18 protein-coding genes are annotated in these 22,720 nt (G+C 57.9%); all 18 read left to right on the top strand.

Features of this window, described 5'->3' with window-relative positions:
- Nucleotides 1-5 precede the first annotated feature (5 nt).
- The 18 genes from CUN67_RS12255 to CUN67_RS12170 all read left to right on the top strand — a co-directional run bounded on the left by CUN67_RS12255 (nt 6) and on the right by CUN67_RS12170 (nt 22,719).
- A complete protein-coding gene (locus CUN67_RS12255; protein WP_208717183.1) occupies nt 6-1,031 on the top strand; it encodes an ABC transporter permease in 1,026 nt (341 codons plus the stop codon).
- Nucleotides 1,032-1,553: 522 nt separating this feature from the next.
- Nucleotides 1,554-2,471, top strand: coding sequence for a nitrogen assimilation transcriptional regulator NAC (gene nac / locus CUN67_RS12250; protein ID WP_084875810.1), 918 nt, complete (start codon nt 1,554-1,556; stop codon nt 2,469-2,471).
- A 589-nt stretch (nt 2,472-3,060) separates the two neighbouring features.
- Nucleotides 3,061-4,020, top strand: coding sequence for an HTH-type transcriptional regulator Cbl (gene cbl / locus CUN67_RS12245; protein WP_208715598.1), 960 nt, complete (start codon nt 3,061-3,063; stop codon nt 4,018-4,020).
- 149 nt (nt 4,021-4,169) lie between these two features.
- The gene (locus CUN67_RS12240) at nt 4,170-5,627 is read left to right on the top strand and encodes an NAD-dependent succinate-semialdehyde dehydrogenase (protein WP_208715590.1); all 1,458 of its coding nucleotides are present in this window, start codon (nt 4,170-4,172) and stop codon (nt 5,625-5,627) included.
- A 357-nt stretch (nt 5,628-5,984) separates the two neighbouring features.
- On the top strand, nt 5,985-7,454 hold the full coding sequence (locus CUN67_RS12235) for an aldehyde dehydrogenase family protein (RefSeq protein ID WP_208715588.1): 1,470 nt from the start codon (nt 5,985-5,987) through the stop codon (nt 7,452-7,454).
- A gap of 31 nt (nt 7,455-7,485) precedes the next feature.
- On the top strand, nt 7,486-8,154 hold the full coding sequence (locus CUN67_RS12230; protein ID WP_208715586.1) for a haloacid dehalogenase type II: 669 nt from the start codon (nt 7,486-7,488) through the stop codon (nt 8,152-8,154).
- Nucleotides 8,155-8,171: 17 nt separating this feature from the next.
- Complete coding sequence (locus tag CUN67_RS12225; RefSeq protein WP_208715584.1) at nt 8,172-9,449, top strand: NAD(P)/FAD-dependent oxidoreductase; 1,278 nt, start codon at nt 8,172-8,174, stop codon at nt 9,447-9,449.
- 150 nt (nt 9,450-9,599) lie between these two features.
- Nucleotides 9,600-11,204 carry an ABC transporter substrate-binding protein gene (locus CUN67_RS12220; RefSeq protein WP_208715582.1) on the top strand — a complete coding sequence of 535 codons (1,605 nt, stop codon included), beginning with the start codon at nt 9,600-9,602 and terminating at the stop codon, nt 11,202-11,204.
- A 26-nt stretch (nt 11,205-11,230) separates the two neighbouring features.
- Nucleotides 11,231-12,184, top strand: a complete 954-nt coding sequence (locus tag CUN67_RS12215) for an ABC transporter permease (RefSeq protein ID WP_208715581.1) — start codon at nt 11,231-11,233, stop codon at nt 12,182-12,184.
- A complete protein-coding gene (locus CUN67_RS12210; RefSeq protein ID WP_208715580.1) occupies nt 12,184-13,035 on the top strand; it encodes an ABC transporter permease in 852 nt (283 codons plus the stop codon). Before CUN67_RS12215 ends, CUN67_RS12210 begins: the two co-directional genes overlap by 1 nt.
- On the top strand, nt 13,032-14,696 hold the full coding sequence (locus CUN67_RS12205) for an ABC transporter ATP-binding protein (RefSeq protein ID WP_208715579.1): 1,665 nt from the start codon (nt 13,032-13,034) through the stop codon (nt 14,694-14,696). Before CUN67_RS12210 ends, CUN67_RS12205 begins: the two co-directional genes overlap by 4 nt.
- Before the next feature lie 70 nt (nt 14,697-14,766).
- The gene (locus tag CUN67_RS12200; protein WP_208715578.1) at nt 14,767-16,098 is read left to right on the top strand and encodes an NAD(P)/FAD-dependent oxidoreductase; all 1,332 of its coding nucleotides are present in this window, start codon (nt 14,767-14,769) and stop codon (nt 16,096-16,098) included.
- 10 nt (nt 16,099-16,108) lie between these two features.
- Nucleotides 16,109-16,957 carry a GNAT family N-acetyltransferase gene (locus CUN67_RS12195; RefSeq protein WP_208715576.1) on the top strand — a complete coding sequence of 283 codons (849 nt, stop codon included), beginning with the start codon at nt 16,109-16,111 and terminating at the stop codon, nt 16,955-16,957.
- Entirely contained in the window at nt 16,957-17,883 is a 927-nt protein-coding gene (locus CUN67_RS12190) for a 2-hydroxyacid dehydrogenase (protein WP_208715574.1), read from the top strand. Before CUN67_RS12195 ends, CUN67_RS12190 begins: the two co-directional genes overlap by 1 nt.
- 131 nt (nt 17,884-18,014) lie before the next feature.
- Nucleotides 18,015-19,331, top strand: coding sequence for a 4-aminobutyrate--2-oxoglutarate transaminase (gabT, locus tag CUN67_RS12185; RefSeq protein WP_208715572.1), 1,317 nt, complete (start codon nt 18,015-18,017; stop codon nt 19,329-19,331).
- 141 nt (nt 19,332-19,472) lie between these two features.
- Nucleotides 19,473-19,985: an Lrp/AsnC family transcriptional regulator gene (locus tag CUN67_RS12180; RefSeq protein WP_013509631.1), complete on the top strand. Its 513-nt coding sequence runs from the start codon at nt 19,473-19,475 to the stop codon at nt 19,983-19,985.
- Between the two features lie 223 nt (nt 19,986-20,208).
- On the top strand, nt 20,209-20,655 hold the full coding sequence (locus CUN67_RS12175; protein ID WP_208715570.1) for a GNAT family N-acetyltransferase: 447 nt from the start codon (nt 20,209-20,211) through the stop codon (nt 20,653-20,655).
- Nucleotides 20,656-20,670: 15 nt separating this feature from the next.
- Complete coding sequence (locus CUN67_RS12170; protein WP_208715568.1) at nt 20,671-22,719, top strand: hydantoinase/oxoprolinase family protein; 2,049 nt, start codon at nt 20,671-20,673, stop codon at nt 22,717-22,719.
- Nucleotide 22,720: the final 1 nt, after the last annotated feature.

Genomic DNA, 22,720 nt, shown 5'->3' with positions numbered 1-22,720 from the left:
GCAACATAAAAATTACGGCCCCCCAGGCAACGGAACAACAGGCGTCATTTTTCAGCAATCTGCGTCATAAGATGCCGAAAGATACCGGCATTTTTGTGGTGATGCTGGGTATTGCCTTGATCTTTGAAATTGCCGGTTGGTATGTGCGCGATCAATCCTTCCTGATGAACACCAATCGTCTGGTGCTGATTGTGTTGCAGGTGGCGATTATCGGTATTATCGCAGTGGGGGTGACGCAGGTCATTATCACTACCGGTATTGACCTCTCATCCGGTTCGGTCATCGCATTGACGGCGGTGGTTGCGGCCAGCCTGGCACAGACTTCCGATAGCCTGTCGCCGATGTATCCCTCGCTGGTTAACCTGCCGGCCGCCATACCGATTGTGGCGGGTATTGGGGTAGGGCTGGTCTGTGGTCTGGTCAACGGGGTGCTGATCACCAGAACGGGCATCCCGCCGTTTATCGCCACCCTCGGTATGATGGTATCCGCACGCGGTCTGGCGCAGTACTACACCCAGGGCAACCCGATCAGCTTCCTGTCTGATGGCTTTACCTCGATCGGTCAGGGCGCGATGCCCGTGGTGATTTTCCTGGTGGTGGCCTTCCTGTTTCATATCGCGCTGAAACACACCCGCTATGGCAAATATGTCTATGCGATTGGCGGTAACATGACCTCCGCCAAAGTGTCCGGCATCAACGTCAATAAATACCTGATCATTGTTTACACCATCGCCGGTGCGCTTTCGGGCCTGGCGGGTGTGGTACTGGCGGCGCGCGTCAGTAGCGGACAGTCAAGCATGGGCCTCGCCTATGAACTGGATGCCATCGCCGCAGCGGTTATCGGTGGCAGCAGCCTGATGGGCGGCGTGGGCCGCATCACCGGCACATTAATTGGTGCGGTGATCCTCGGTCTGATTAAGAGTGGATTCACTTTTATTGGCGTCGATGCTTACGTACAGGACATCATTAAAGGCATCATCATCGTCGCGGCAGTTTCAATTGATATGCACCGCAACCGCAAAAAACGCTGATACGCTTCATACTTCGCACCGTAGCGGCGTTGGAGGTCCCGGCTTATCCCTGGTCACATAGTTAGCTATGCTCCCAGGGATAAGCCGGGACCTCCGCCTTGCTACAGCGCGAATTATTTTGCGTATCGGTCTGAATAGCGTGTGATAAGTTTTCCTGTTGGTTTTGTCATATAACCTTCATTTAACTTCCTGATTTTCCTTGTCTTTGCCCATGCTGACGCCATTCAGTGCACTAAAAAGAGTCGTCGGGTCATCACTTTTTTGCACATCTGGCTCGCATTTTATGCACCATTGCGGTGCATTGCGCGTAATCTTTCAACAATCCGTGCCATGTGCTGCGCTTATTACCTCTAAAGTGGTAATCAGAAACGCTTATTTTCCGCGTCGTTAGGAAAAATCCGGTAAAGCTTTTACGTGTTTTGATAAAACCTGGCCTGCATATTGCAACCTGTATCACCACAAGCCAGCAGGCTAAGAGCACCAATAATTATTGGGCATTCGGGGATCCGTGACGGAGGCAAAATGAACTTAAGACGACTGAAATACTTTGTAAAAATCGTCGATATCGGCAGCCTGACTCAGGCAGCAGAAGTGTTGCATATTGCGCAGCCCGCGCTTAGCCAGCAGGTGGCGACGCTGGAGAACGAACTGGATCAGCAACTGCTGATTCGTACCAAACGCGGCGTAACGCCGACGGAAGCCGGTAAAATTCTTTATGCCCACGCACGCACCATCCTGCGTCAGTGCGAACAGGCGCAGACGGCGGTGATCAATGCGGGTCAGGCGCTGAATGGCCAGGTTTCGATTGGTCTGGCTCCGGGCACCGCAGCGTCATCGCTGACTATGCCATTGCTGCAAACCGTGCGCGAGCAGTACCCGGATGTGCTGGTGTATCTGCATGAAAACAGCGGTACTTCACTCAATGAGAAAGTGATGAACGGCCAGCTGGATATGGCGGTGTTGTACGACCGTGCACCGACTGCCGGCATCAACAGCATTCCGCTGATGAAAGAAGAATTGTATCTGGTCGGTGCGACCGATTGCCCGGGAGCGACGGTGGATCTGGCCGATGTGGCGCAGATGAACCTGTTCCTGCCACGCGATTACAGCGCGGTACGTAAGCGTGTGGATGAAGCCTTCTCCCTGCGTCGCCTTAGCGCGCGCATTATTGGCGAGATTGAATCGATTTCAACGCTGACAGCTGCGGTATCGAGCGGTATGGGCGTTACCGTTCTGCCGGAATCGGCTGCCCGTGCGCTGGTTAGCTCGACCCATGCCTGGATGGCGCGTATCAACAGCCCATCGCTGAATCTGCCGCTGTCACTGAATGTGTCTGCGCGCTTGCCGCTGTCGCCGTCAGCGCAGGCGGTGAAAAATATTCTGCTGTCACTGCTGAATAAGCCGATGGTGGAAGATCGTGAATTAATGTTGGTGGGTTGATTGCGGTCGGGGGCGACCGGTCAGGCTGCGCCCGACACTTGCTGGTTCGTTTCGGAGTGATTTTGTTCGCTTCAGAGCGATTTCGTTCGCCAGGGGCTGAAGTAGTTTCAGTTCGCCCGTGCGGCGATCGAGCAAAGGGGGCCTGGCCGCCCCCTTTGCATTCCCCGGCCTTGCGCCGCATCCATGCGGCTCATCCTGGAATCGCTCCCGCGCTCAGCGAGTCCGGATGGCGCTAACCCCTCGCTGCATGTCTTTTACTTTCCGTTGATTTCTCCATTGCTTTTTGCGCGATAAATCACGCCGCTACAAATAACTGCACGCAGTTGTAGCGGCGCGATTTATCGCGCAATTCAGATAGCACGGTCTTTCAGACGGGGTGCTGAAACTCGGCCATGCCTGGCGGGCGGAACCTTCTCAGAGCCAAACCGCTGCTGGCGGGCAGACCCCCTACGGAACCAGACCGCTGCTCTCAGGCAGGACTCCCACCCTTATTACTTATCCGCATAACAAACCGTTTTTTATTATTTGTTGTACTGCTACCAACTTCATAACATGGATGAAACAGGGGCAGGAACAAGGAGAAAAGGGTGTGAATTTCCAGCAACTTAAAATTATACGTGAAGCAGCCCGTTGCGAGTTCAACCTGACTGAAGTCGCCAACACGCTCTTTACCTCGCAATCCGGGGTCAGTCGCCATATTCGCGATCTGGAAGATGAACTCGGCGTCGAAATTTTTATCCGTCGCGGTAAACGTCTGCTGGGGATGACGGAACCGGGCAAAGCGCTGCTGACCATTGCTGAACGCATCCTTGATGAAGCGGGCAAAGTCCGCCGCCTCGCCGATGTGTTTACCAATGAAACCAGCGGGGTGCTGACCATCGCCACCACCCACACTCAGGCGCGTTACAGTCTGCCACGGGTGATCAAAGCCTTCCGCCAGCTCTATCCGAATGTGCGGCTGGAACTGAACCAGGGATCGCCGCAGGAAATTGTGGCGATGCTACTGGCGGGGGAAGCGGATATCGGTATCGCCAGTGAACAACTGGTGAATAACGCCAGCCTGGCGGCCTTCCCGTGGTTTAGCTGGCATCACTCTCTGCTGGTGCCGCACGACCATGAATTGTTGCAGACGGAGCCGGTATCGCTGGGTCAGCTGAGCCGCTATCCGCTGATCACCTACCGTCAGGGTATCACCGGACGTTCGCGTGTTGACCGTGCGTTTCAGGCTGCTGGATTAAAGCCGGATATCGTGCTCAGCGCCCAGGATTCTGATGTGGTGAAAACCTATGTCGAACTGGGTCTCGGCGTCGGCATCCTCGCCGACCAGGCGTGCAATATCTACGATGGTGAAGACCTGGTGAAAATCGATGCCCGTCATTTGTTCGATGCCAACACCGTCTGGCTGGGTCTGAAACGCGGCCAGCTGCAACGTAACTATGTCTGGCAGTTCCTTGAACTCTGTAACGCCAACCTGTCGCTGGAAGAGATCAAACGTCAGGCGCTTTCTTACGAAACCGGCGAAGAACCCGCTATCGACTTCCAGATCTAATCTCCTGCCTGCGGCTCGTTCGAGCCGCACAGCATAAAATTTCTTTTCCCGTCGCAAAACGCGTAGCTGTGTCATTTCGTTCTCGCAGAAAAACATCCTGCGCTGTGCCGTCACGTTACAGTGAAATGACACAGACACAGGGGAAAAGCATGTCGCGAATTCAACTGAAAGATGCGGAGTTATTGCGCCAGCAGGCGTTGTTTGGCGGTCGCTGGCAGGATGCGCACAGCGGCGCGACGCTGCCGGTTGTCGATCCTTCTACTCAGGAAACGCTGGTGACCATCCCGGCACTGGGTGCGGCTGAAACCGAACAGGCGATAGATTATGCCGAATCGGTGCGCATCAGCTGGGGTAAGACGCCGAACGCCACCCGCGCGGCGCTGCTGGAAAAGTGGCATCAGCTGATCCTGGCAAATGCGGATGACCTGGCCATTATTATGACCGCCGAACAAGGCAAACCGCTGGCGGAAGCCAAAGGCGAGGTGCTGTACGGGGCCAGTTTTGTCAAATGGTTCGCCGAAGAGGCACGCCGTATCTATGGCGATACCATTCCGGCCCCGAGTGAAGATCGCCGTATTCTGGTGCTGAAACAGCCAGTGGGTGTGGCCGCCGCCATCACGCCATGGAACTTCCCGATTGCGATGATCACCCGCAAAGTTGCTCCGGCGCTGGCGGCGGGTTGCCCCATCATTGTTAAACCCTCTGAACTGACGCCGTTATCTGCGCTGGCATTGGCAGTACTGGCCGAGCGTGCAGGCTTCCCGAGCGGCGTGCTTCAGGTGCTGACCGGCCTGCCAGCCGATATCGGCAGTACGCTTACCGCCAGCCGCACGGTACGCAAAATTTCCTTCACCGGATCAACCCGTATCGGCCAGTTGCTGATGCAGCAAAGTGCCGACAGCGTGAAGCGCCTGAGCCTGGAACTGGGTGGCAACGCGCCATTGATCGTGTTTGACGATGCCGACCTGGAGATTGCGATTGCCGGGGTGATGGCGAGCAAGTTCCGCAATGCCGGACAAACCTGCGTCTGCGCCAACCGCATCCTGGTGCAGCGCGGCATTTATGAACGCTTCAGCGCCCGTTTACTGGCCGCGGTGGCGACGTTAAAAGTCGGCGACGGTTTTGATACGCAAAGTACCCTCGGTCCGTTGATCAATGATCGTGCGGTGGAGAAGGTGAACAGCCATATTGATGATGCGCTGAGCCAGGGGGCAACCCTGCTGACGGGGGGCATCAGCCCGCCCAACGGCACGTTTGTTCAGCCAACGGTGCTGGGCAATGTTACCAGCCGGATGCGCATCGCCCATGAAGAAACCTTTGGACCGGTCGCGCCGCTGTTTATTTTTGATGATGAAGCGGAAGCCATCGCCATGGCGAATGATACGCCTTATGGTCTCGGTGCTTATTTCTTCACCGAAAATATTCGGCGGGCGTGGCGCGTAGCAGAAGCGCTGGAATTTGGTATGGTGGGATTTAATACCGGAGCCATTTCATTAGATGCCGCACCTTTTGGCGGAATTAAATTATCCGGGTTGGGACGCGAAGGATCACGTTACGGAATAGAAGAGTATCTGGAGCAGAAAACATTTCATATTGGCAGTCTCTGATTAAAAATTAACAAACAAACCGCTCAGCGCCTGTTGCCTTTGGTAACAGGCGCTTTTTATTTTGTGCGCAATGTCATGTTTTTCCCGGCATTCGCTGTTTTAGTGCAAGTTTCATGCGAGGTGCACCAAAGGGATGCACGTATTTTGTGAAGTAAATCATCTGTTTATTGCTTCGGCAATTCCGCAAAATTTAGCTCGCCAATACGGCAGAAAATTTTTTTGGGCTGTTTTTTACGCATTATTATTTTTTGATGGGCTGGCATACTTTCTGCATTAGCTTATTAACAGCACAGATAAGTATGGCGAGAAGTTTTAATTAGCACGCTAATGACGGGTGTAACAAATAAGGATTTTTCCATGTTAAGTTTCGACCCTGAAAAAGTTTCTTTACCCGCCGGACATTATATTGATGGACAGCATTGCTCTACCCAGGGCGCGTCTTTTGCCGTTAAACGGCCCTCTGATGGCAAAGTCTATGCCAGCCTGAACGACGCCACCGCAGCGGATGTGGATCGGGCGGTCAGCATCGCCCATCGCGCATTAGCCACCAGTGGCTGGCGCAGCTGCCCACCGCGCGAACGTGGCAAAGTGCTGCGTCGCTGGGCCGACCTGATTGAGAGCGATCTGCTGCTGGCGCAGCTGGAAGCACTCGGCTCCACCCGCCCAATCAGTGACGTGGTGCAGCATGAAATTCCCTTCACCGCCGAAGCCATTCGTTTCTACGCCGAGTGCGCTGACAAATACAGCGGCGACCTGTTCCCGACTAAAGAGAGCAGCCTCGGCATGCTGATCTCTGAACCTTATGGCGTCATCGGCGCGATCACCCCGTGGAATTTCCCGCTGTCGATGGCGTCGTGGAAATGTGGTCCGGCGCTGGCGGCGGGCAACGCGGTGGTGCTGAAACCCTCTGAACTGACACCGTTCTCCACCGTGCGTATGGCTGAACTGGCTGTGCTGGCCGGTTTACCGGCGGGCATCCTGAATATTGTGCAGGGCAGCGGGGCGGTGACCGGTCATGCGCTGGTCACCCATCCGCTGGTGCGCAAAGTCTCCTTTACCGGTTCCACCGTGACCGGTGCACGCATCATGAGCGATGCGGCACAGCACGGCATGAAACCGGTCACCCTTGAGCTGGGCGGTAAAAGCCCGCAGCTGGTGTTCGATGATGCGGGTGATATCGAGTTGCTGGCGCAGCGTATCCTGCGCGGCTTCACCGCCAATGGCGGCCAGGCCTGTGTGGCCGGTACGCGTCTGATTGTGCAGCGTGGCATCGCACAACCGTTGCTGGATCGCCTGGTCACGCTGTGCCAGCAACCGCGTCCGGGTGTCACCTGGCAGGATGACAGCCGCTATGCACCGCTTATCGACGAACGTCAGGGGCACAAAGTGGCGTCGGTGATCGCAGCCGCCAAAGCGCAGGGGGCGGAGGTGCTGGTGGGGGGTGAACGCTTTGCCGACACCGCTGAAGGCTGGTTCTGGCAACCCACGCTGCTGTCTGGTGTGGCACCTGATAATCCGGCAGTGCAGCAGGAAATCTTTGGCCCGGTGCTGACCGTGCAGGAGTTTGACGACGAAGAGGAAGGGCTACAGTTGGCGGCGCATGAAACCTATGGCCTGTGCGCCGGGGTACACACCCTGAGCCTGCCACGGGCGATGCGGGCAATGCGCGCCCTTGAATCCGGCACCGTGTGGATCAACCGCTATGGCCGTTCCGGCGATTTTATTATCCCCACCGGTGGCTTCCTTGGCTCCGGTATTGGCAAGGATCTGGGGCGTCAGGCTTTCCAGGCCTGCCAGCGCCAGAAGAGTGTATTAATCGATTTTTAATTTCCGTTTCAGACAACGACGAGGTCGCGTCATGGCACTGTTTAAACCGAAATACATCACCTTTGATTGCTACGGCACTTTGATCAACTTCGATATGGCCGGGGCGGCTGAGCGCTGCTTCAGACAACGCGTCGCGCCGGAAGCGATGCTGGCGTTCACCACCGATTTCGCCCGTTACCGCATGGATGAAGTGCTGGGCGCATGGAAACCCTATTACGACGTGGTGAGCAACGCGCTGCAACGCGCCTGTCACAAGTGGGGCGTGCAGTGGGACAAGGCCGACAGCGACTTTATCTACACCGACTGTGCCACCTGGGGGCCGCATGCGGATGTGCCTGCCGGTCTGGCGAAAGTGGCGCAAGAATTCCCGCTGGTGCTGCTTTCCAACTCGATGAAAGACCTGCTGCCGCATCATATTCCGCGTCTCGGTGCACCGATCCATATGGCGATCACCGCAGAAGAAGTCGGCGCCTATAAGCCGCAGATGAAAGGCTTTGAATACATGCTGGAAAAACTCGATTGCCGCCCGGACGAGATCCTGCACGTTTCCTCCAGCCTGCGTTATGACCTGATGACCTGCCATGACATGGGGATCACCAATAAGGTGTGGGTCAACCGCGGTCATGACCCCGCCAACCCGGCATACGGCTACACCGAGATCAAAGATATCGGCGGTCTGCCCGCTGTGGTTGGACTCTAAGCCAGGAGGGCAGCGCAATGAAACTCGAATCCTTCTGGCAGGCCACCGCACCACAATTTACTGGCGCAGCCACGGGTGCGCTGCCCGCCACGGCCAGCGTGGTGGTGATTGGTGGTGGCTTTACCGGCGTCTCCGCGGCGCTCAGCCTGGCACGGAGCGGTATCGATGTGGTGCTGCTGGAAAGCGGCGACATCATGAGCCAGGCCTCGGCGCGTAACGGTGGCCACTGCAATACCGGCGTCTCGCAAAACTTTGCCGCGCTGGTTGCCAGCCAGGGGTTGGAGCAGGCTAGCCGTTTCTATCGTGCTTTCGATGGGGCGGTGAGCTATGTCGAACAACTGGTGCAGGACGAGCAAATCGATTGTGACTTCCGCTTGTGCGGCAAACTGAAACTCGCCAGCAAGGCCACGCACTTTCCTGGCCTGCGCAGCGCCTGGCAACTGATGCGCGACACCGTGGACCCGGAGATCGAGCTTATCAGCAAAGATGACATCCGCCGTGAAGTGGGCAGCGATGCTTTTCACGGTGGCCTGCTGCAAAAGCGTGGCGGTCAGATGCATATGGGGAAATTTGGTGTCGGGCTGGCGGAAGCCGCCGCGCGCAGTGGGGCGAAGATATTCCCGCACCACGCAGTCACCGGGTTAACCCGTCTGAACGGCTATCGCCATCGTATCACCACCGCTAAAGGCGAAATCGTGGCTGACAAGGTGCTGATGGCGACCGGCGTGTCCAATGAGGGGCCGTTTCCGTGGTTCCAGCGCCGCATCGTGCCGGTGGGCAGCTTTATTGTGGTGACAGAACCGCTGGGCGATGAGCTGCTGCACCAGATCCTGCCGCAGGATCGTACTTACGTCACCTCGCTAAATATTGGTAACTATTTCCGTACCACGGCCGACCGTCGTCTGGTGTTTGGTGGCCGCGCCCGCTTTGCCGTCAGTAACCCAACATCGGACTCACGCAGCGGTGAAGTGTTACGGGCGGCCATGACCGCGCTGTTCCCGCAGTTGGGTAAGGCACGCATTGATTACTGCTGGGGCGGCATGGTCGATATGACCGCCGACCGGCTGCCGCGTGCCGGTGAGCATGACGGCGTGTTCTATTCCCTCGGCTACAGCGGGCATGGCACCCAGATGTCAACCTGGATGGGGCGGGTGATGGCTGATGTGCTGGCCGGGAAAAACAATGATAACCCGTGGCAGCGTGCGGCCTGGCCTGCGTTGCCCGGTTACCACGGCAAACCGTGGTTTTTGCCGCTCGCGGGCTTGTATTACAAAGCTAAGGACCGGCTCTCCTGATATCCCCTTGCGTATAACCGCGCGATAAATCGCGCCGCTACCAATATGTGCATTCCCCCGTAGCGGCGCAATTTATTGCGCAACGAGGGAGGGTGCGGATTTCAATGATGGCTATCAAAACAAGCAACATTTCATATTGAGGGTGTGCAGATGAGTAAATTTAAGAAAGAATCTGACGCTGTGAATCCGGCCCTGATGCGTGCACTGACCGAAGGGTCGCTGTCCCGTCGTAGCCTGATGAAGTTGTTGTCCGCCGGTGCGGTGATGAGCACCGGTCTGATCGGTTTTCCGGAAATGGGGTTTGCGGCGGAAACGCCGGTCAAAGGGGGCAAACTGCGCGCGGCAATGGCCAACGCCTCGGCAACCGATACCCTCGACCCCGCCAAAGGTAACAACAGCGGCGATTACACCCGTCAATTTATGGTCTACAGCGGCCTGACTGAACTGGACAAAAACCTGCAAGTTCAACCGGGGCTGGCGGAATCGGTGGAATCCAGTGACGGCATCACCTGGCAGATTACGCTGCGCAAGGGCGTCACCTTCCACGACGGTAAACCGCTGACGGCGAAAGATGTTATTTACTCTCTGAGCCGCCACAAAGATCCGGCCGTGGCCTCCAACGCCTTCAAGCTGGCCGATCAATTTAAAACCTTCACCGCCATCAATGATAACGACGTGCAGCTGGTACTCGCTCATGCCAACTTTGACGTCCCCTACATGCTGGCGGCGGCACCGTTTCTGATCGTGCAGGATGGCACCAAAGATTTCAGTAAAGGCATCGGCACCGGCCCGTTCAAACTGAAAGAATTCAGCCCCGGCGTGCGCACCGTCGGCGTGAAAAACCCTGACTACTTCAAACCGGGCTTACCGCATCTCGACGAGGTGGAACTGCTGGGCGTGACCGACCAGGCGGCGCGCGTCAATGCGCTGATGTCGGGCGACCTGCATATTATCTCGACCCTCAGTGCCGCCGATTGCAAACGCATCAAGGCGACCAGTGATTTTGGCGTGCTGGAGAGTAAATCCGGCATGTACACCAACCTGATCGTGCGTACCGATGTGAAGCCAGGCAGCAGTGAAGATTTCGTGCTGGGGATGAAGTATCTGCAACCGCGCGAAATGCTGGTGAAAACCGTGTTGCAGGGATATGGCGATGTCAGTAATGACACGCCAGTACCGCCGTGGCATCCGTTGTACAACGCGGAGCTGAAACCCCGTCCGCTGGATGTGGAAAAAGCCAAATTCCACTTCAAAAAAGCTGGCATGGTCGGTGCCAACGTGGAAATCATCACCACGCCAAATATCGAAGGGGCAGTGGAGGGCGGTCAGCTGATTCAGCAGGTCGCGCGTAACACCGGGGTGAACTTCAAGGTGCGTCGTGTGCCCTATGACGGCTACTGGTCAACGCACTGGACCAAAGATCCGGTCGGTTATGGCTCCATCAACCCGCGTCCGACGCTGGATATGCTGTTCTCCCAGTTCTATCTCTCCACCGCTTCCAACAACGAATCCGGCTGGAAAAACGATCAGTTTGACCAACTGGTGGTGGCCGCGCGGGGTGAACGCGATCAGGCGAAACGCAAGCAGATGTACGGCGATATGCAGACGCTGATTTACGACCACTGCGGCACCATTATCCCGACTTTTATCAGCTCCACTGATGGTTACAACAAGAAGGTGAAAGGGGTGGAGGCATGGCCATCAGGCATGATGATGGGTTATCGCTTCCATGAGTTTGCCTGGCTCTCTGCCTGATCTCTAACCCTGAGAGGAGTACGCCGATGAACCGATACATGATGTTCCTGATTGCCCGGCGCGCAGGCGCGGGCGTCCTGACTTTACTTATCGTCTCGGCGGTGGTGTTTTTTATCACCAGCCTGCTGCCCGGTGACGCGGCGCAGATGATTCTGGGGCAAAACGCCACACCGGAAACGGTGGCGGCGTTACGCCAGCAGCTCGGGCTGGATCAGCCGCTGCTGGTGCGTTATTTCAGCTGGCTGGGTGGCATGCTGCGGGGTGATTTCGGCATCTCGTTCGCCAGCCACTTGCCGGTGGCCCAGCTGGTGGCGCAGCGTATTCCGGCCACCTTCCAGCTGGCGGCGATCACCACGCTGATCTGCGTCCCGCTGGCGCTGGTGATCGGCATTGCGGCGGCGATGAAGCGAGGTTCGCTGATCGATCGCTTCCTCGTGGTCAGCACCATGGCGACGGTCGCGGTGCCGGAATTTCTGGTGGCGACGGTGGCGGTGCTGATTTTTGCGGTGAAACTGCATTGGGTGTCGGCGATGTCGTTCGGCAGCCCGGATATGAGCCTGCTCAGTTACCTGAAGTCCTATGCGTTACCGGTGCTGACGCTGTGCTGCGTGCTGGTGGCGCAAATGGCACGTATGACGCGTGCCGCCATCATCAATCAGCTCGACAGCCCTTATCTGGAGATGGCGCGCTTAAAAGGCGTATCGCCACTGCGGGCGGTGCTGCGTCATGCGCTGCCTAACGCCGTCGGCCCGATTGCTAACTCCATCTCGCTCAGCCTGTCGTATCTGTTTGGTGGCGTGATCATCATCGAAACCATCTTCAGTTACCCCGGACTCGCCAGCGCGCTGGTCGATGCGGTCAGCAACCGCGATCTGCCGGTGGTGCAATTTTGCGTGATGCTGTTTGCCGCCTGCTACCTGCTGTTGTTGCTGGCCGCCGACATTCTCACCATCGCCTTTAACCCGAAATGGAGGAGCTGATGAATAGCTTGCTACTACCCTGGCGCTTTTTTCAGTCGCTATCGATCTCCGGTCGCTTTGGCCTGTTGATCTCGCTGTTCTGGGTGTTGATGGCGTTATTCGGCACGCAACTGGCACCGCACAGCGTCGAAGATATTGGCGGCGGTCCGATGCTGGGTGGCTTTACCGCAGATAACTGGCTGGGTACCGACTATCTGGGGCGCGACATACTCAGCCGCATTCTGTATGGCGCGAAGTTCTCCATCGGCCTGGCGCTCAGTGCGGCGATCGGGGCCAGCCTGATTGGTACGTTGCTGGCATTGCTGGCAGCCGTCACCGGGCGCTGGCTGGAGGAACTGCTGGGACGCGTCAACGATGCGCTGCTGGTCCTGCCGGGCAAAGTGCTGTCGCTGATGATTGTGGCGGTGTTCGGTTCTTCCCTGCCGATGCTGATTCTCACGGCGATATTTACCTACTGGCCAGGCGCATTTCGTATCGCCTTTGCCATGGCCAGCAGCCTGCGCAATATGGATTACGTGCGCGCCTCTAAACTGCGCGGGGAAAGTCGCTGGAATATCGCCATCCACGACATTCTGCCGAATATGGTGCACCCGATGCTGACCGATTTCGGTCTGCGTTTCGTCTACATCGTGTTGCTGCTCAGCGGCCTGAGCTTCCTCGGCCTCGGTGTTCAACCGCCGTATGCCGACTGGGGCACGCTGGTACGCGAAAACATCCAGGGTTTGTTTGATGGTTCACCTGCGGTACTGATGCCGGCGGTGGCGATCGCCAGCCTGACCATTGGGGCCAACCTGTTTATCGACAGCCTGCAGGCGATGCGTCCGCTGAGCCGGGTGTTGGAGGGAGCATGAACGTGACACCGCACACCGCGATGCCGGTGATCGCTGTCGAGAACCTGCGTGTCACCGCGCAGACCGACAAAGGCGAAGAAATCGATCTGGTTTCCGACATTCGTTTTACCGTGCAGAAGGGCGAAGTGCTGGCGCTGATAGGTGAATCCGGCTCTGGCAAAACCACTATCGCCATGGCGCTGATGGGTTATGCGCGTCATGGCTGTCGTATCGCTGACGGCATGATCCATGTGGCCGGCACCGATGTCCGCCACCTGTCACCCGGCCAGCTGCGCGAGTTTCGCGGTAACAAAGTGGCGTATATCGCGCAGAGCGCGGCGGCGTCGTTTAACCCTGGCATGCGCATTCTTGATCAGGTGATCGAGCCGGTGGTGATCCACGGCAGCATGAAGCGCAAAGCGGCGAAAGAGAAGGCTATCGCGTTGTTTCGCGAGCTGGCGCTGCCTAATCCGGACACTATCGGTGATCGCTTTCCGCATCAGGTATCCGGTGGCCAGTTGCAGCGTTTGATGACGGCGATGGCGCTGATTGGCGATCCGGATGTGGTGATTCTCGATGAACCGACCACCGCACTGGATGTAACCACACAGGTGGAGGTGCTGAAGGCGTTTCGCCGCGTGGTCGCCCAGCGCGGCGTCACGGCAATCTATGTCAGCCACGATTTGGCGGTGGTGGCACAAATGGCCGACCGCATTCTGGTGCTGTTACGCGGTCAGATGGCCGAATACGGCAGCACCGAACGCCTGATTGCTGCCCCACAGGCGGAATACACCCAATTGCTGATGGATGCCGCGCGTCAGAGCGAGCGCCCGAGCAGCTGGAGCATTGCCACCGCAGAGATGCAGCCCTTGCTGGAAGTCCGCGATCTCTGTGCCGGTTATGGTCCACGCGGCAGCGATGGTCAGCCTAAAATCCGCATCCTCGAAGACATCAACCTCAGGCTGTGGAAAGGGCAGGCGATCGGCATTATTGGCGAATCGGGATCCGGTAAAACCACGCTGGCGCACGCCATTGCCGGGCTGAATGCGCCGAGCCAGGGGCATCTGTTATTCAATGGTCACTACATTAATGGTGACATGCACAAGCGGCCCGACAACGAGCTGCGCCGCATCCAGTATGTGTTCCAGATGGCGGACACTGCACTGAATCCGGCGCACAGCGTTGAACGCATCCTGTCACGTCCGCTGGCCTTGTTTCACGGCCTGAGTGGTGCGGCGCGTGAACAACGGCTGCATCAGTTGCTCGACCTGGTCAAACTGCCGCGCAGCGTGTTATGGCGGCGTCCGTGGGCGCTCTCCGGCGGGCAAAAACAGCGCGTCAACCTCGCACGGGCACTGGCCGCTGAGCCGGATCTGATCCTGTGCGATGAAGTCACTTCGGCGCTCGACACCGTAGTCGCGGCGGCGGTGCTGGATCTGATCAGCGAACTGCGGCGCGAGCTGGGGCTGTCGGTGCTGTTTATCAGCCACGACATGCACGCGGTGCGCGCCGTTTGCGATGATATCGTGGTGATGAAAAGTGGTCGGATTGTGACGCAGATTGCCCGGGCAGTTTATGATAAGCCGACCAGCGAGCTGTATTTCGAACGCCTGAAACGTGCCGTGCCCGAGTTGCGTCAGGGCTGGCTCGATGAGCACGAAGAAGTGCTGAAGGCAGAATAAACGCACATACCGTAGCGGCGCGATTTATCGCGCATCGCAGAATATTTTCAATCATTGAGGTAATAACGTTATGCCTGCGCCGATTCGTTATGTACAGGACAGTGCTGATTTCCCTGAGTCCGCCGATGTGGTGGTGATTGGTGCCGGTATCGCCGGTTCTGCCGCCACCTGGGAGCTGGCCCAGCAGGGTTTAAAAGTGGTGCTGGTGGAAAAAGGGCTGGTGGGGGCGGAGCAGTCGAGCCGTAACTGGGGCTGGTGCCGTCAGCAGAACCGCGATGAACGCGAACTGCCACTGATCATCTATGCGCTCCAGCGTTGGGGTGAACTCAACGCGGCCACCGGCGAAGAACTGGGATTCCGCCGCAGTGGTCTGGTGTATGCCACACGTAACGAAGCAGACATCGCCGCCTGGGAAAAATGGGGCCGGATGGCAAAAAACTATGGGGTGCGCAGCGATATGCTCAGCGCCGAACAGGCCAAAGCGATGACGCCGGGCAGCACCACCCCCTGGCTCGGTGGGGTGTCCTCACCCACCGATGGTCATGCCGAGCCACGCCTGGCTTCTGCCGGGCTGGTGATCGGTGCACAACGTCTTGGCGCGCGGGTGTTCCAGCAATGTGCGGTGCGCGGCCTGGATATTGCGGCTGGCCGGGTCAGTGGCGTGTGGACCGAACGTGGCCTGATCAAAACCAGCCGGGTGATTTGTGCCGCCGGGGCCTGGACCTCGATGTTCTGTCGCCGTCATGGTATCGATCTGCCGCTTGGCAACGTGATCGGCACGGCCTTCCGCACCCAGCCGATTGAACAGGCGATTACGATGCCGCTGTACACCCCAGGTTTTGCCTGCCGCCCGCAGCTCGACGGCAGCTACACCGTTTCGGTGTCTGGTCGCGGTCGTCTTGAACCCGGTGCGCAGGGCATTCGCTACGCGCGTCAGTTCTATCCGACTTTCAAAAGCCGTCGCAAAAATCTTAAATTCAATCCTGGCATCAGACCGTTCTTTTCAGGCCCGGAAGCGCTGGGCAGTTGGGAGTTTGATCGCCAGTCGCCATTTGAACGGGTGCGTATTCTCGACCCGGCAGCCGATGCCAGCATCGTTGAAGAGGGGCTGGCGGCGATGCGTAAAGAGTATCCGGCGCTGGCAAATCTCAGGCTGGCGCAATCCTGGGGCGGCATGATCGACAGCACGCCGGATGCCATTCCGGTGATCTCCACCGTGGCAAAATTGCCGGGGCTGGTGATCTCAGCCGGGTACAGCGCACACGGTTTTGGTATTGGTCCGGGGGCCGGGCGACTGGCAGCCGATCTGGCGACCGACGGCACGCCGGTGGTGGATCCGACCCCTTATCGTTATTCCCGTCTGGTTGATGGCAGTGGCCTTGACGCGCCAGGCATGATGTAAGGAGCAACACATGAGTATCACATTACGTGCGATGACGGCGGACGACATTGAACAGGGTTTTGCCATGACGCAGCACCTGAAGTGGCCGCATCGCCGTGAAGATTGGTTGCAGGCGCAACAGCTGGGTGACGGTGTGGTGGCCGAGGAAGACGGTGCTTACCTCGGCAGCGCTATCGGCTGGCGCTGGGGGGAGCAGTCCGCCACCATTGGTCTGGTGATCGTCAATGACCAGTTTCAGGGGCGCGGCGTTGGCAAGCAGCTGATGCTGGCGTTGCTGGAGAAATTTCCTGGCTGCAACGTGCGTCTGCACGCGACCGAAATGGGCAGAGGGCTGTATGCAAAGCTCGGTTTCAACGTCACCGGCCATATCCAGCAGCATCAGACACGCGCGCTGGCGGCGGTGCCGCAGGTGATTCTCCCTGCCGGGCTGACGCTGCGTAATGCCACCCCGGTGGATGCCGATTTACTGACTGAGCTGGATCATCAGGCACATGGCATGTGGCGTCCGCGTTTGCTGAACCAGCTGATTGCTGACAGCCAGACGGTGATTTTGCAGGATGCCCAGCAGCGTATCCACGGTTTTGCCAGTCTGCGGCGTTTTGGTCATGGCTGGTCGATTGGCCCGGTGATCGCACAAAGCCTGCCGGTGGCGCAGGCGCTGGTAGCCGCATTGATGCAGGGGCTGGGCGGCGAATTTGTCCGCATCGATACCGACGGTGCGCAGCCGCTGGCCGCCTGGCTGGAAACGCTGGGGCTGGCGCAGGTTGATGCCCCCACCACCATGATACGGGGAACGCCGTGGTCACCGCAGGTCGGTGAGATGCAGGCGTTTGGGTTGATGACCCAGGCGATGGCCTGATGCATATCGCCTATAAATCGGACCCGGTGCGCGGGGCGCACTGGCAACGCTGGCTGGCGCAGCACGCGCCGGATATCCAGCTGCATATCTGGCCAGATATTGGTGATGCCACCCAGGTTGAAGTATTGATTGCCTGGCAGCCACCGGAAAATATTCTGGCGACCTTCCCAAACCTGCAAGCGCTGCTGTCAGTAGGGGCAGGCGCTGATCAGTTTGACCTCAGCACGCTGCCGCCGGATCTGCCGGTGGTGCGCATGATCGAACCCGGCCTGACGCAGGGCATGGTGGAGTACGTGACTTTTGCCGTGCTGGGGCTGCATCGCGACATGCCGCGCTACTTCCAACAGCAGCGCGAGCAGCAGTGGCAAACCCACAAAATACATACCGCCGGAGAGCGCCGTGTCGGGGTGATGGGATTGGGAGAACTCGGCCAGGCCGCGCTGAAGCAGCTGGTGTCGCTCGGTTTTAACTGCGCGGGTTGGAGCCGGACGCCACGCGAGATCGACGGTGTACGCTGCTGGCATGGCAGCGAGCAACTGGATGCGTTTCTCGCCCAGAGCGACATCCTGGTGTGCCTGCTGCCGCTTACCGACAGCACGCGCGGGTTACTCAATGCGGAACTCTTTGCCCGCCTGCCCAGCGGTGCGGCACTGGTACAGGTAGGACGTGGACCACAGCTCAATGATGATCACCTGCTGGCGGCGCTGGCGAGTGGTCAGCTCAGCGCGGCGGTGATCGATGTGACCGATCCCGAGCCGCTGCCAGCCGGACATCCGTTCTGGCACCATCCGGCCATTTGGCTGACGCCGCATATCGCCAGTCAGACGCAAACCGACAGCGCGGTAGCGGCACTGCTCGACAATCTGCGCCGCTATCAGCGCGGCGAACCGATGGTCGGTGTGATCGATCGTAACCGGGGATACTGAAAACATTTCCCTGCTAAAAAGGCTGACGATTTTGACAGGAAATGCCGCTGCTCCGGCAATTACGGCAGCGTGAGAAACCAACGGGTTGCGATACTTGAGCCAACCGAACGTTACGTGGATGAGGGTTAAAAATGCAGAATGTCATGGCGGAACAGCAAACATATTCCGATAACAGCCTGTTACTGGACGCGCGTGAGCAGCATGTGCCGCGTGGCATAGTCACCGCGCATCCGCTGGTGATCGAGCGGGCAAAAGGTAGCGAAGTGTGGGACGTGGAGGGCAACCGCTACCTCGATTTCGTCGGCGGTATCGGCGTACTTAACGTGGGCCATAACCATCCGGCAGTGGTCAATGCCGTCACCCGTCAACTGGGCCTGGTTTCACACGCCTGTTTCCAGGTGGTGGCCTATCCAGGCTATATCGAGCTGGCACAGCGCCTGAATCAGCTGGTGGGGAATGGTCAGCCGTTCAAAAGCGTGTTTTTCACCAGCGGCGCGGAGGCGGTAGAAAATGCGGTGAAAATTGCCCGCGCCCATACCCAGCGCTCCGGCATCATCGCGTTTGACGGTGCGTTTCATGGCCGCACCCTGCTGGGATGTACCCTGACCGGCATGAGCCAGCCTTATAAACAGAATTTTGGTCCTTTCCCGGGCGAGGTGTATCGCCTGCCGTTCCCGAATGCGTTTTATGGCGTGAGCGATGAAGATTGTCTGCAAGCGCTGGATCAATTGTTTGCGGTACAGATTGCGCCGGAACGCGTCGCCGCGATCATCATCGAACCGGTACAGGGTGATGGCGGTTTTCTGCCTGCCGGGGCCAGCTTTATGCAGGCGCTGCGTCGTATTACCGAGAAGCACGGCATTTTACTGATTTGCGATGAAGTGCAGACCGGTTTTGGTCGTACCGGCAAAATGTTTGCCTTCCAGCATTCCGCTATCACCCCGGACCTGATCACGGTAGCGAAAAGCCTCGGTGGCGGTTTGCCCATCTCCGGCGTGGTGGGTAAAGCCGCGATAATGGATGCCCCGTTACCGGGTGGGCTGGGCGGTACCTATGGCGGCAACGCGCTTGGCTGTGCGGCGGCACTGGCGGTGCTTGATCTGCTGGAAAACGACAACCTGCTGGCGCGCAGCAATCATTTGGGTGCCAGGCTCAATGCGCATCTGCAACAGCTGGCGGAAAAGTATGCCTGTATTGGCGACGTGCGCGGCGTCGGTTTTATGCAGGCGGTAGAAATTATCGACTTTGAGACCAAACGTCCTGACGCGGTGATGACGCAGAAGATCCTCGACTGCGCCTGCCAGGAAGGATTGCTGCTGATTAAATGTGGCCTGCACCGCAACACCATCCGCTTCCTGGCACCCCTGGTGACGACGGATTCGCAGCTGGAAGAAGCGCTGCATATCTTTGATATCGCGCTGGCACGCGCCAGTGGCCGACTCGGATAAATCCGGCTTCCTCATTGATATTGCTGAAATTATTCTCAGGCTTCCCGAAAATCGTGGCATGCGTCAGTGCTGGCGCAGCCACATTAAAGCGTGATATACCTTCGGGATAACCTGCACAGTTGGTCAACAATGAGGGGTGCTATGAACGGCTTAATGAAACTCGACCGCATCGATATCAACATCCTGGTGCAACTACAAAAAGATGGCCGTATCAGCAACGTCAACCTGGCCGACGCCGTTGGACTTTCTCCCAGCCCCTGCCTGCAACGGGTGAAACGGCTGGAGCAGGCGGGTTTTATCACCGGCTATGAAGCACACATCAATCTCACCAAAATTACCGACTCGGTGACGGTGTTTACCGAAGTGACCCTGTCCGGCCATCGCCGCGAAGATTTTATGAAATTCGAAAGCGCGGTGCGTGATGTGGATGAGTTGATGGAGTGCCACCTGATCACCGGCGGTTACGACTATTTGCTGCGTTTTATTACCCGCAGCATTGAACATTACCAGGAAGTGATTGAGAAGATGCTGGATGCGCAAATCGGCATCGATAAGTATTTCAGTTATATCGTGATTAAATCGCCAATTATGAAAAGCAGCGTGCCGTTGAGGTCGCTGATCGCGAAGCAGAATTCGGTGGAATTTGGGGTGTAGTTGCGCCTTGCCGCTGTTGCTTAAATTCGCGCGATAAATCGCGCCGCTACAAATGACTGCACGCTGGCGTAGCGGCGCGATTTATCGCGCAATCCATCCCCACAGCATAAAATTTCTCCATCGTACAAAATTCCCTTTATCTTAGTGGTTAAGACTGCGGCTTCAGCCGCTTTGCTTGCTCCGACGCCTTTACACTCAATTCACCACTTTACAAGGAGTTGCCATGGACGCCTTAACCATCCCCGCTCAGCAGTGGCAGCGCGATGACTTCACTCTCTCCACCGAACGTCAGCGCCTCGATATTGACTGGATTCATGATCAGCTGGCGGTGCGTTCTTACTGGGCGCAGGGCCAGCCGCGCGCGAAAACCGAGCGCTCGATTGCCGGGTCGCTGCCGTTTGGCCTTTATCATCAAAATCAACAAATTGGCTTTGCCCGGCTGGTGACTGACTACACCCGCTTCGGCTGGTTATGTGACGTGATCATTGATGAAAACTGGCGCGGCCACGGTCTTGGCAGCTGGCTGGCGACCTGCGTGCGCGAGCACCCGGAGTTACAAACGGTGCGCCGCTGGATGCTATTGACGAATGATGCCCATCAGCTCTACCAGCGCCTTGGCTGGCGTGTGGTACAGGATCCGCACAAGCTGATGGAATTTCCGCTCTCCTGATAATGGGAAAACACCATGGGTTACCGCGTTGGCGTAGATATTGGCGGCTCCTTTACTGATTTCGCCGTCCTGAACGAGCAGACCAATCAGATTCACACCTTGAAAGTGTTATCGCGACCGGATCAGCCCGGCAGTGAAATTCTCACCGGGCTGGCGCAACTGGAACAACGCGACGGCATCGCGCCACAGCAAATCGACTATTTCACCCACGGCACCACGGTGGGGATTAACGCGGTCATCCAGCGGCGTGGAGTCAAACTGGCGCTGTTCGCCACCGAGGGTTTTTGTGATGTGCTGGAGCTGGCACGTCTGAAAATTCCCCATATCCACGACCTGTTCTCACGCCGACCAGAACCGCTGATTTCCCGTGACCGGGTGTTTGCCATTAAAGAACGTACTGACCGCAAGGGTGCCGTGTTGCAGGACGTTGATCGTGACAGCGTGCTGGCGGCCATTGCGGGCGCGCGGACGGCGGGGTGCCAGGGCATTGTGGTGGCGCTGCTGCACAGCTACCGCAATCGCCACAATGAAGCGGCGGTGAAAGCCATTATCAATGAACAGGCACCAGAATTACTGACCTCCTGCTCGGCAGATATCTGGCCCATCATTCGCGAGTATGAACGCACCATCACCGCCACCATTAACGCTTATGTTCAGCCGATGGTGATCCATTATCTCGAATCCTTTGAACGCGCCCTGAACACCATGGGCGTGACGCCGCCGCCGCGTATCACCAAATCCAACGGTGGGGTGATGGGGGTGGAGCAGGCGAAAAGCGAATGCGTGCAGATGGTGTTGTCCGGCACCGCCTCCGGCGTCATTGGTGCCAGCTTCCTCGCCAGCACCTGCGGCTTTAACAAAATCCTTAGCCTCGATATTGGCGGCACCAGCGCCGATGTGGCGGTGATCATTGATGGCCAGGTTGCCCAGGGCAACGGGGAAATCATCGGTGATTTCCCTATCTATATCCCCTCGGTGGCGGTGACGTCGGTCGGGCAGGGGGGCGGTTCACTGGCATGGATCGATAATCAGGGCGTGCTGCATATGGGGCCGGACAGCGCAGGCTCCCTGCCGGGACCGGTGTGTTTCCAGCGTGGCGGCACCCAGCCGACCGCCACTGATGCTTTTGCCGCCTGCGGCATGATCGGCCATGGCGATCTGGGCTATAACGCCGTCAGGGTGGATGTTGCCGCGGCACGCGCCGCCTGGCAGCCGCTGGCGGAAACCCTGGGCATCTCGGTGGAGGAAACGGCAGAAACCGCCATCGAACTGGCGATTTCCAGCATGTACAGCGACACCAGCGGCCTGCTGTCGCGCTTTGGCCTCGACCCGCGTGAATTCTGGTTCCTCGCCTTTGGTGGTGCCGGGCCGATGATGGGCTGCTTCCTGGCGCGTGAACTGAATATGAAAGGGGTGATTGTGCCGCCGACGCCGGGCGTGCTGTCTGCGCTGGGTGGACTGGTGGCGGATATTCGCAATGACTTTATCCGCACCTTGTACAGCGATCTGGATGCCTCACTGGCGGATAAACTGGCGACAGAAGCGGAAGCGCTCAGCCTGCGTGCCCGTGGCTGGTTGAGTGAGCAACACGGTGCCGCGATGCCCTTCACATTGCACTACAGCGCCGATATGCGCTATCGCGGTCAGTCATTCGAAATTGAAGTGATGCTGGAGGCGTCCTGGCTGGTACAGGCCAATGTCAGCGCCCTGCATGATGCCTTTGATCGTCAGCATCAGCAGCTGTTTGGACATCATGACGCCAGCGCGCCGGTACAAATCATCAATCTGCGGCTGGTGATCGCCTCGCCGACCCCCAAACCCACGCTAAATCGTCTGGCAGCCGCCAGCGGGCCGGTGGTCGTGGCGCAACAGACCCGCGCGTGGATTGATGGGGCAGAACATCAGGTTGATGTGGTGCTGCGCGTCAGCCTGCGTGCCGGGCATCAGCTGTTAGGGCCGGTGATTATCGCGCAGGATGACTGCACCACCTGCGTCCCACCGCACATGCAGGTGCGGGTAGATGAGTTTGGCAATTTACTGATTACCCCACTGGAGGCGCATTAAG

The sequence above is a fragment of the Pantoea cypripedii genome (genome assembly GCF_011395035.1).
Classification (GTDB): Bacteria; Pseudomonadota; Gammaproteobacteria; order Enterobacterales; family Enterobacteriaceae; genus Pantoea; species Pantoea cypripedii_A.
This window is presented reverse-complemented; position numbering and strand designations above follow the sequence as displayed.

Coding starts and splice junctions, on each gene's coding strand:
- nac (WP_084875810.1), top strand. CDS start 1,554: ATGAACTTAAGACGACTGAAATACTTTGTAAAAATCGTCGATATCGGC.
- CUN67_RS12240 (WP_208715590.1), top strand. CDS start 4,170: ATGTCGCGAATTCAACTGAAAGATGCGGAGTTATTGCGCCAGCAGGCG.
- CUN67_RS12235 (WP_208715588.1), top strand. CDS start 5,985: ATGTTAAGTTTCGACCCTGAAAAAGTTTCTTTACCCGCCGGACATTAT.
- CUN67_RS12230 (WP_208715586.1), top strand. CDS start 7,486: ATGGCACTGTTTAAACCGAAATACATCACCTTTGATTGCTACGGCACT.
- CUN67_RS12225 (WP_208715584.1), top strand. CDS start 8,172: ATGAAACTCGAATCCTTCTGGCAGGCCACCGCACCACAATTTACTGGC.
- CUN67_RS12220 (WP_208715582.1), top strand. CDS start 9,600: ATGAGTAAATTTAAGAAAGAATCTGACGCTGTGAATCCGGCCCTGATG.
- CUN67_RS12215 (WP_208715581.1), top strand. CDS start 11,231: ATGAACCGATACATGATGTTCCTGATTGCCCGGCGCGCAGGCGCGGGC.
- CUN67_RS12210 (WP_208715580.1), top strand. CDS start 12,184: ATGAATAGCTTGCTACTACCCTGGCGCTTTTTTCAGTCGCTATCGATC.
- CUN67_RS12205 (WP_208715579.1), top strand. CDS start 13,032: ATGAACGTGACACCGCACACCGCGATGCCGGTGATCGCTGTCGAGAAC.
- CUN67_RS12200 (WP_208715578.1), top strand. CDS start 14,767: ATGCCTGCGCCGATTCGTTATGTACAGGACAGTGCTGATTTCCCTGAG.
- CUN67_RS12195 (WP_208715576.1), top strand. CDS start 16,109: ATGAGTATCACATTACGTGCGATGACGGCGGACGACATTGAACAGGGT.
- CUN67_RS12190 (WP_208715574.1), top strand. CDS start 16,957: ATGCATATCGCCTATAAATCGGACCCGGTGCGCGGGGCGCACTGGCAA.
- gabT (WP_208715572.1), top strand. CDS start 18,015: ATGCAGAATGTCATGGCGGAACAGCAAACATATTCCGATAACAGCCTG.
- CUN67_RS12180 (WP_013509631.1), top strand. CDS start 19,473: ATGAACGGCTTAATGAAACTCGACCGCATCGATATCAACATCCTGGTG.
- CUN67_RS12175 (WP_208715570.1), top strand. CDS start 20,209: ATGGACGCCTTAACCATCCCCGCTCAGCAGTGGCAGCGCGATGACTTC.
- CUN67_RS12170 (WP_208715568.1), top strand. CDS start 20,671: ATGGGTTACCGCGTTGGCGTAGATATTGGCGGCTCCTTTACTGATTTC.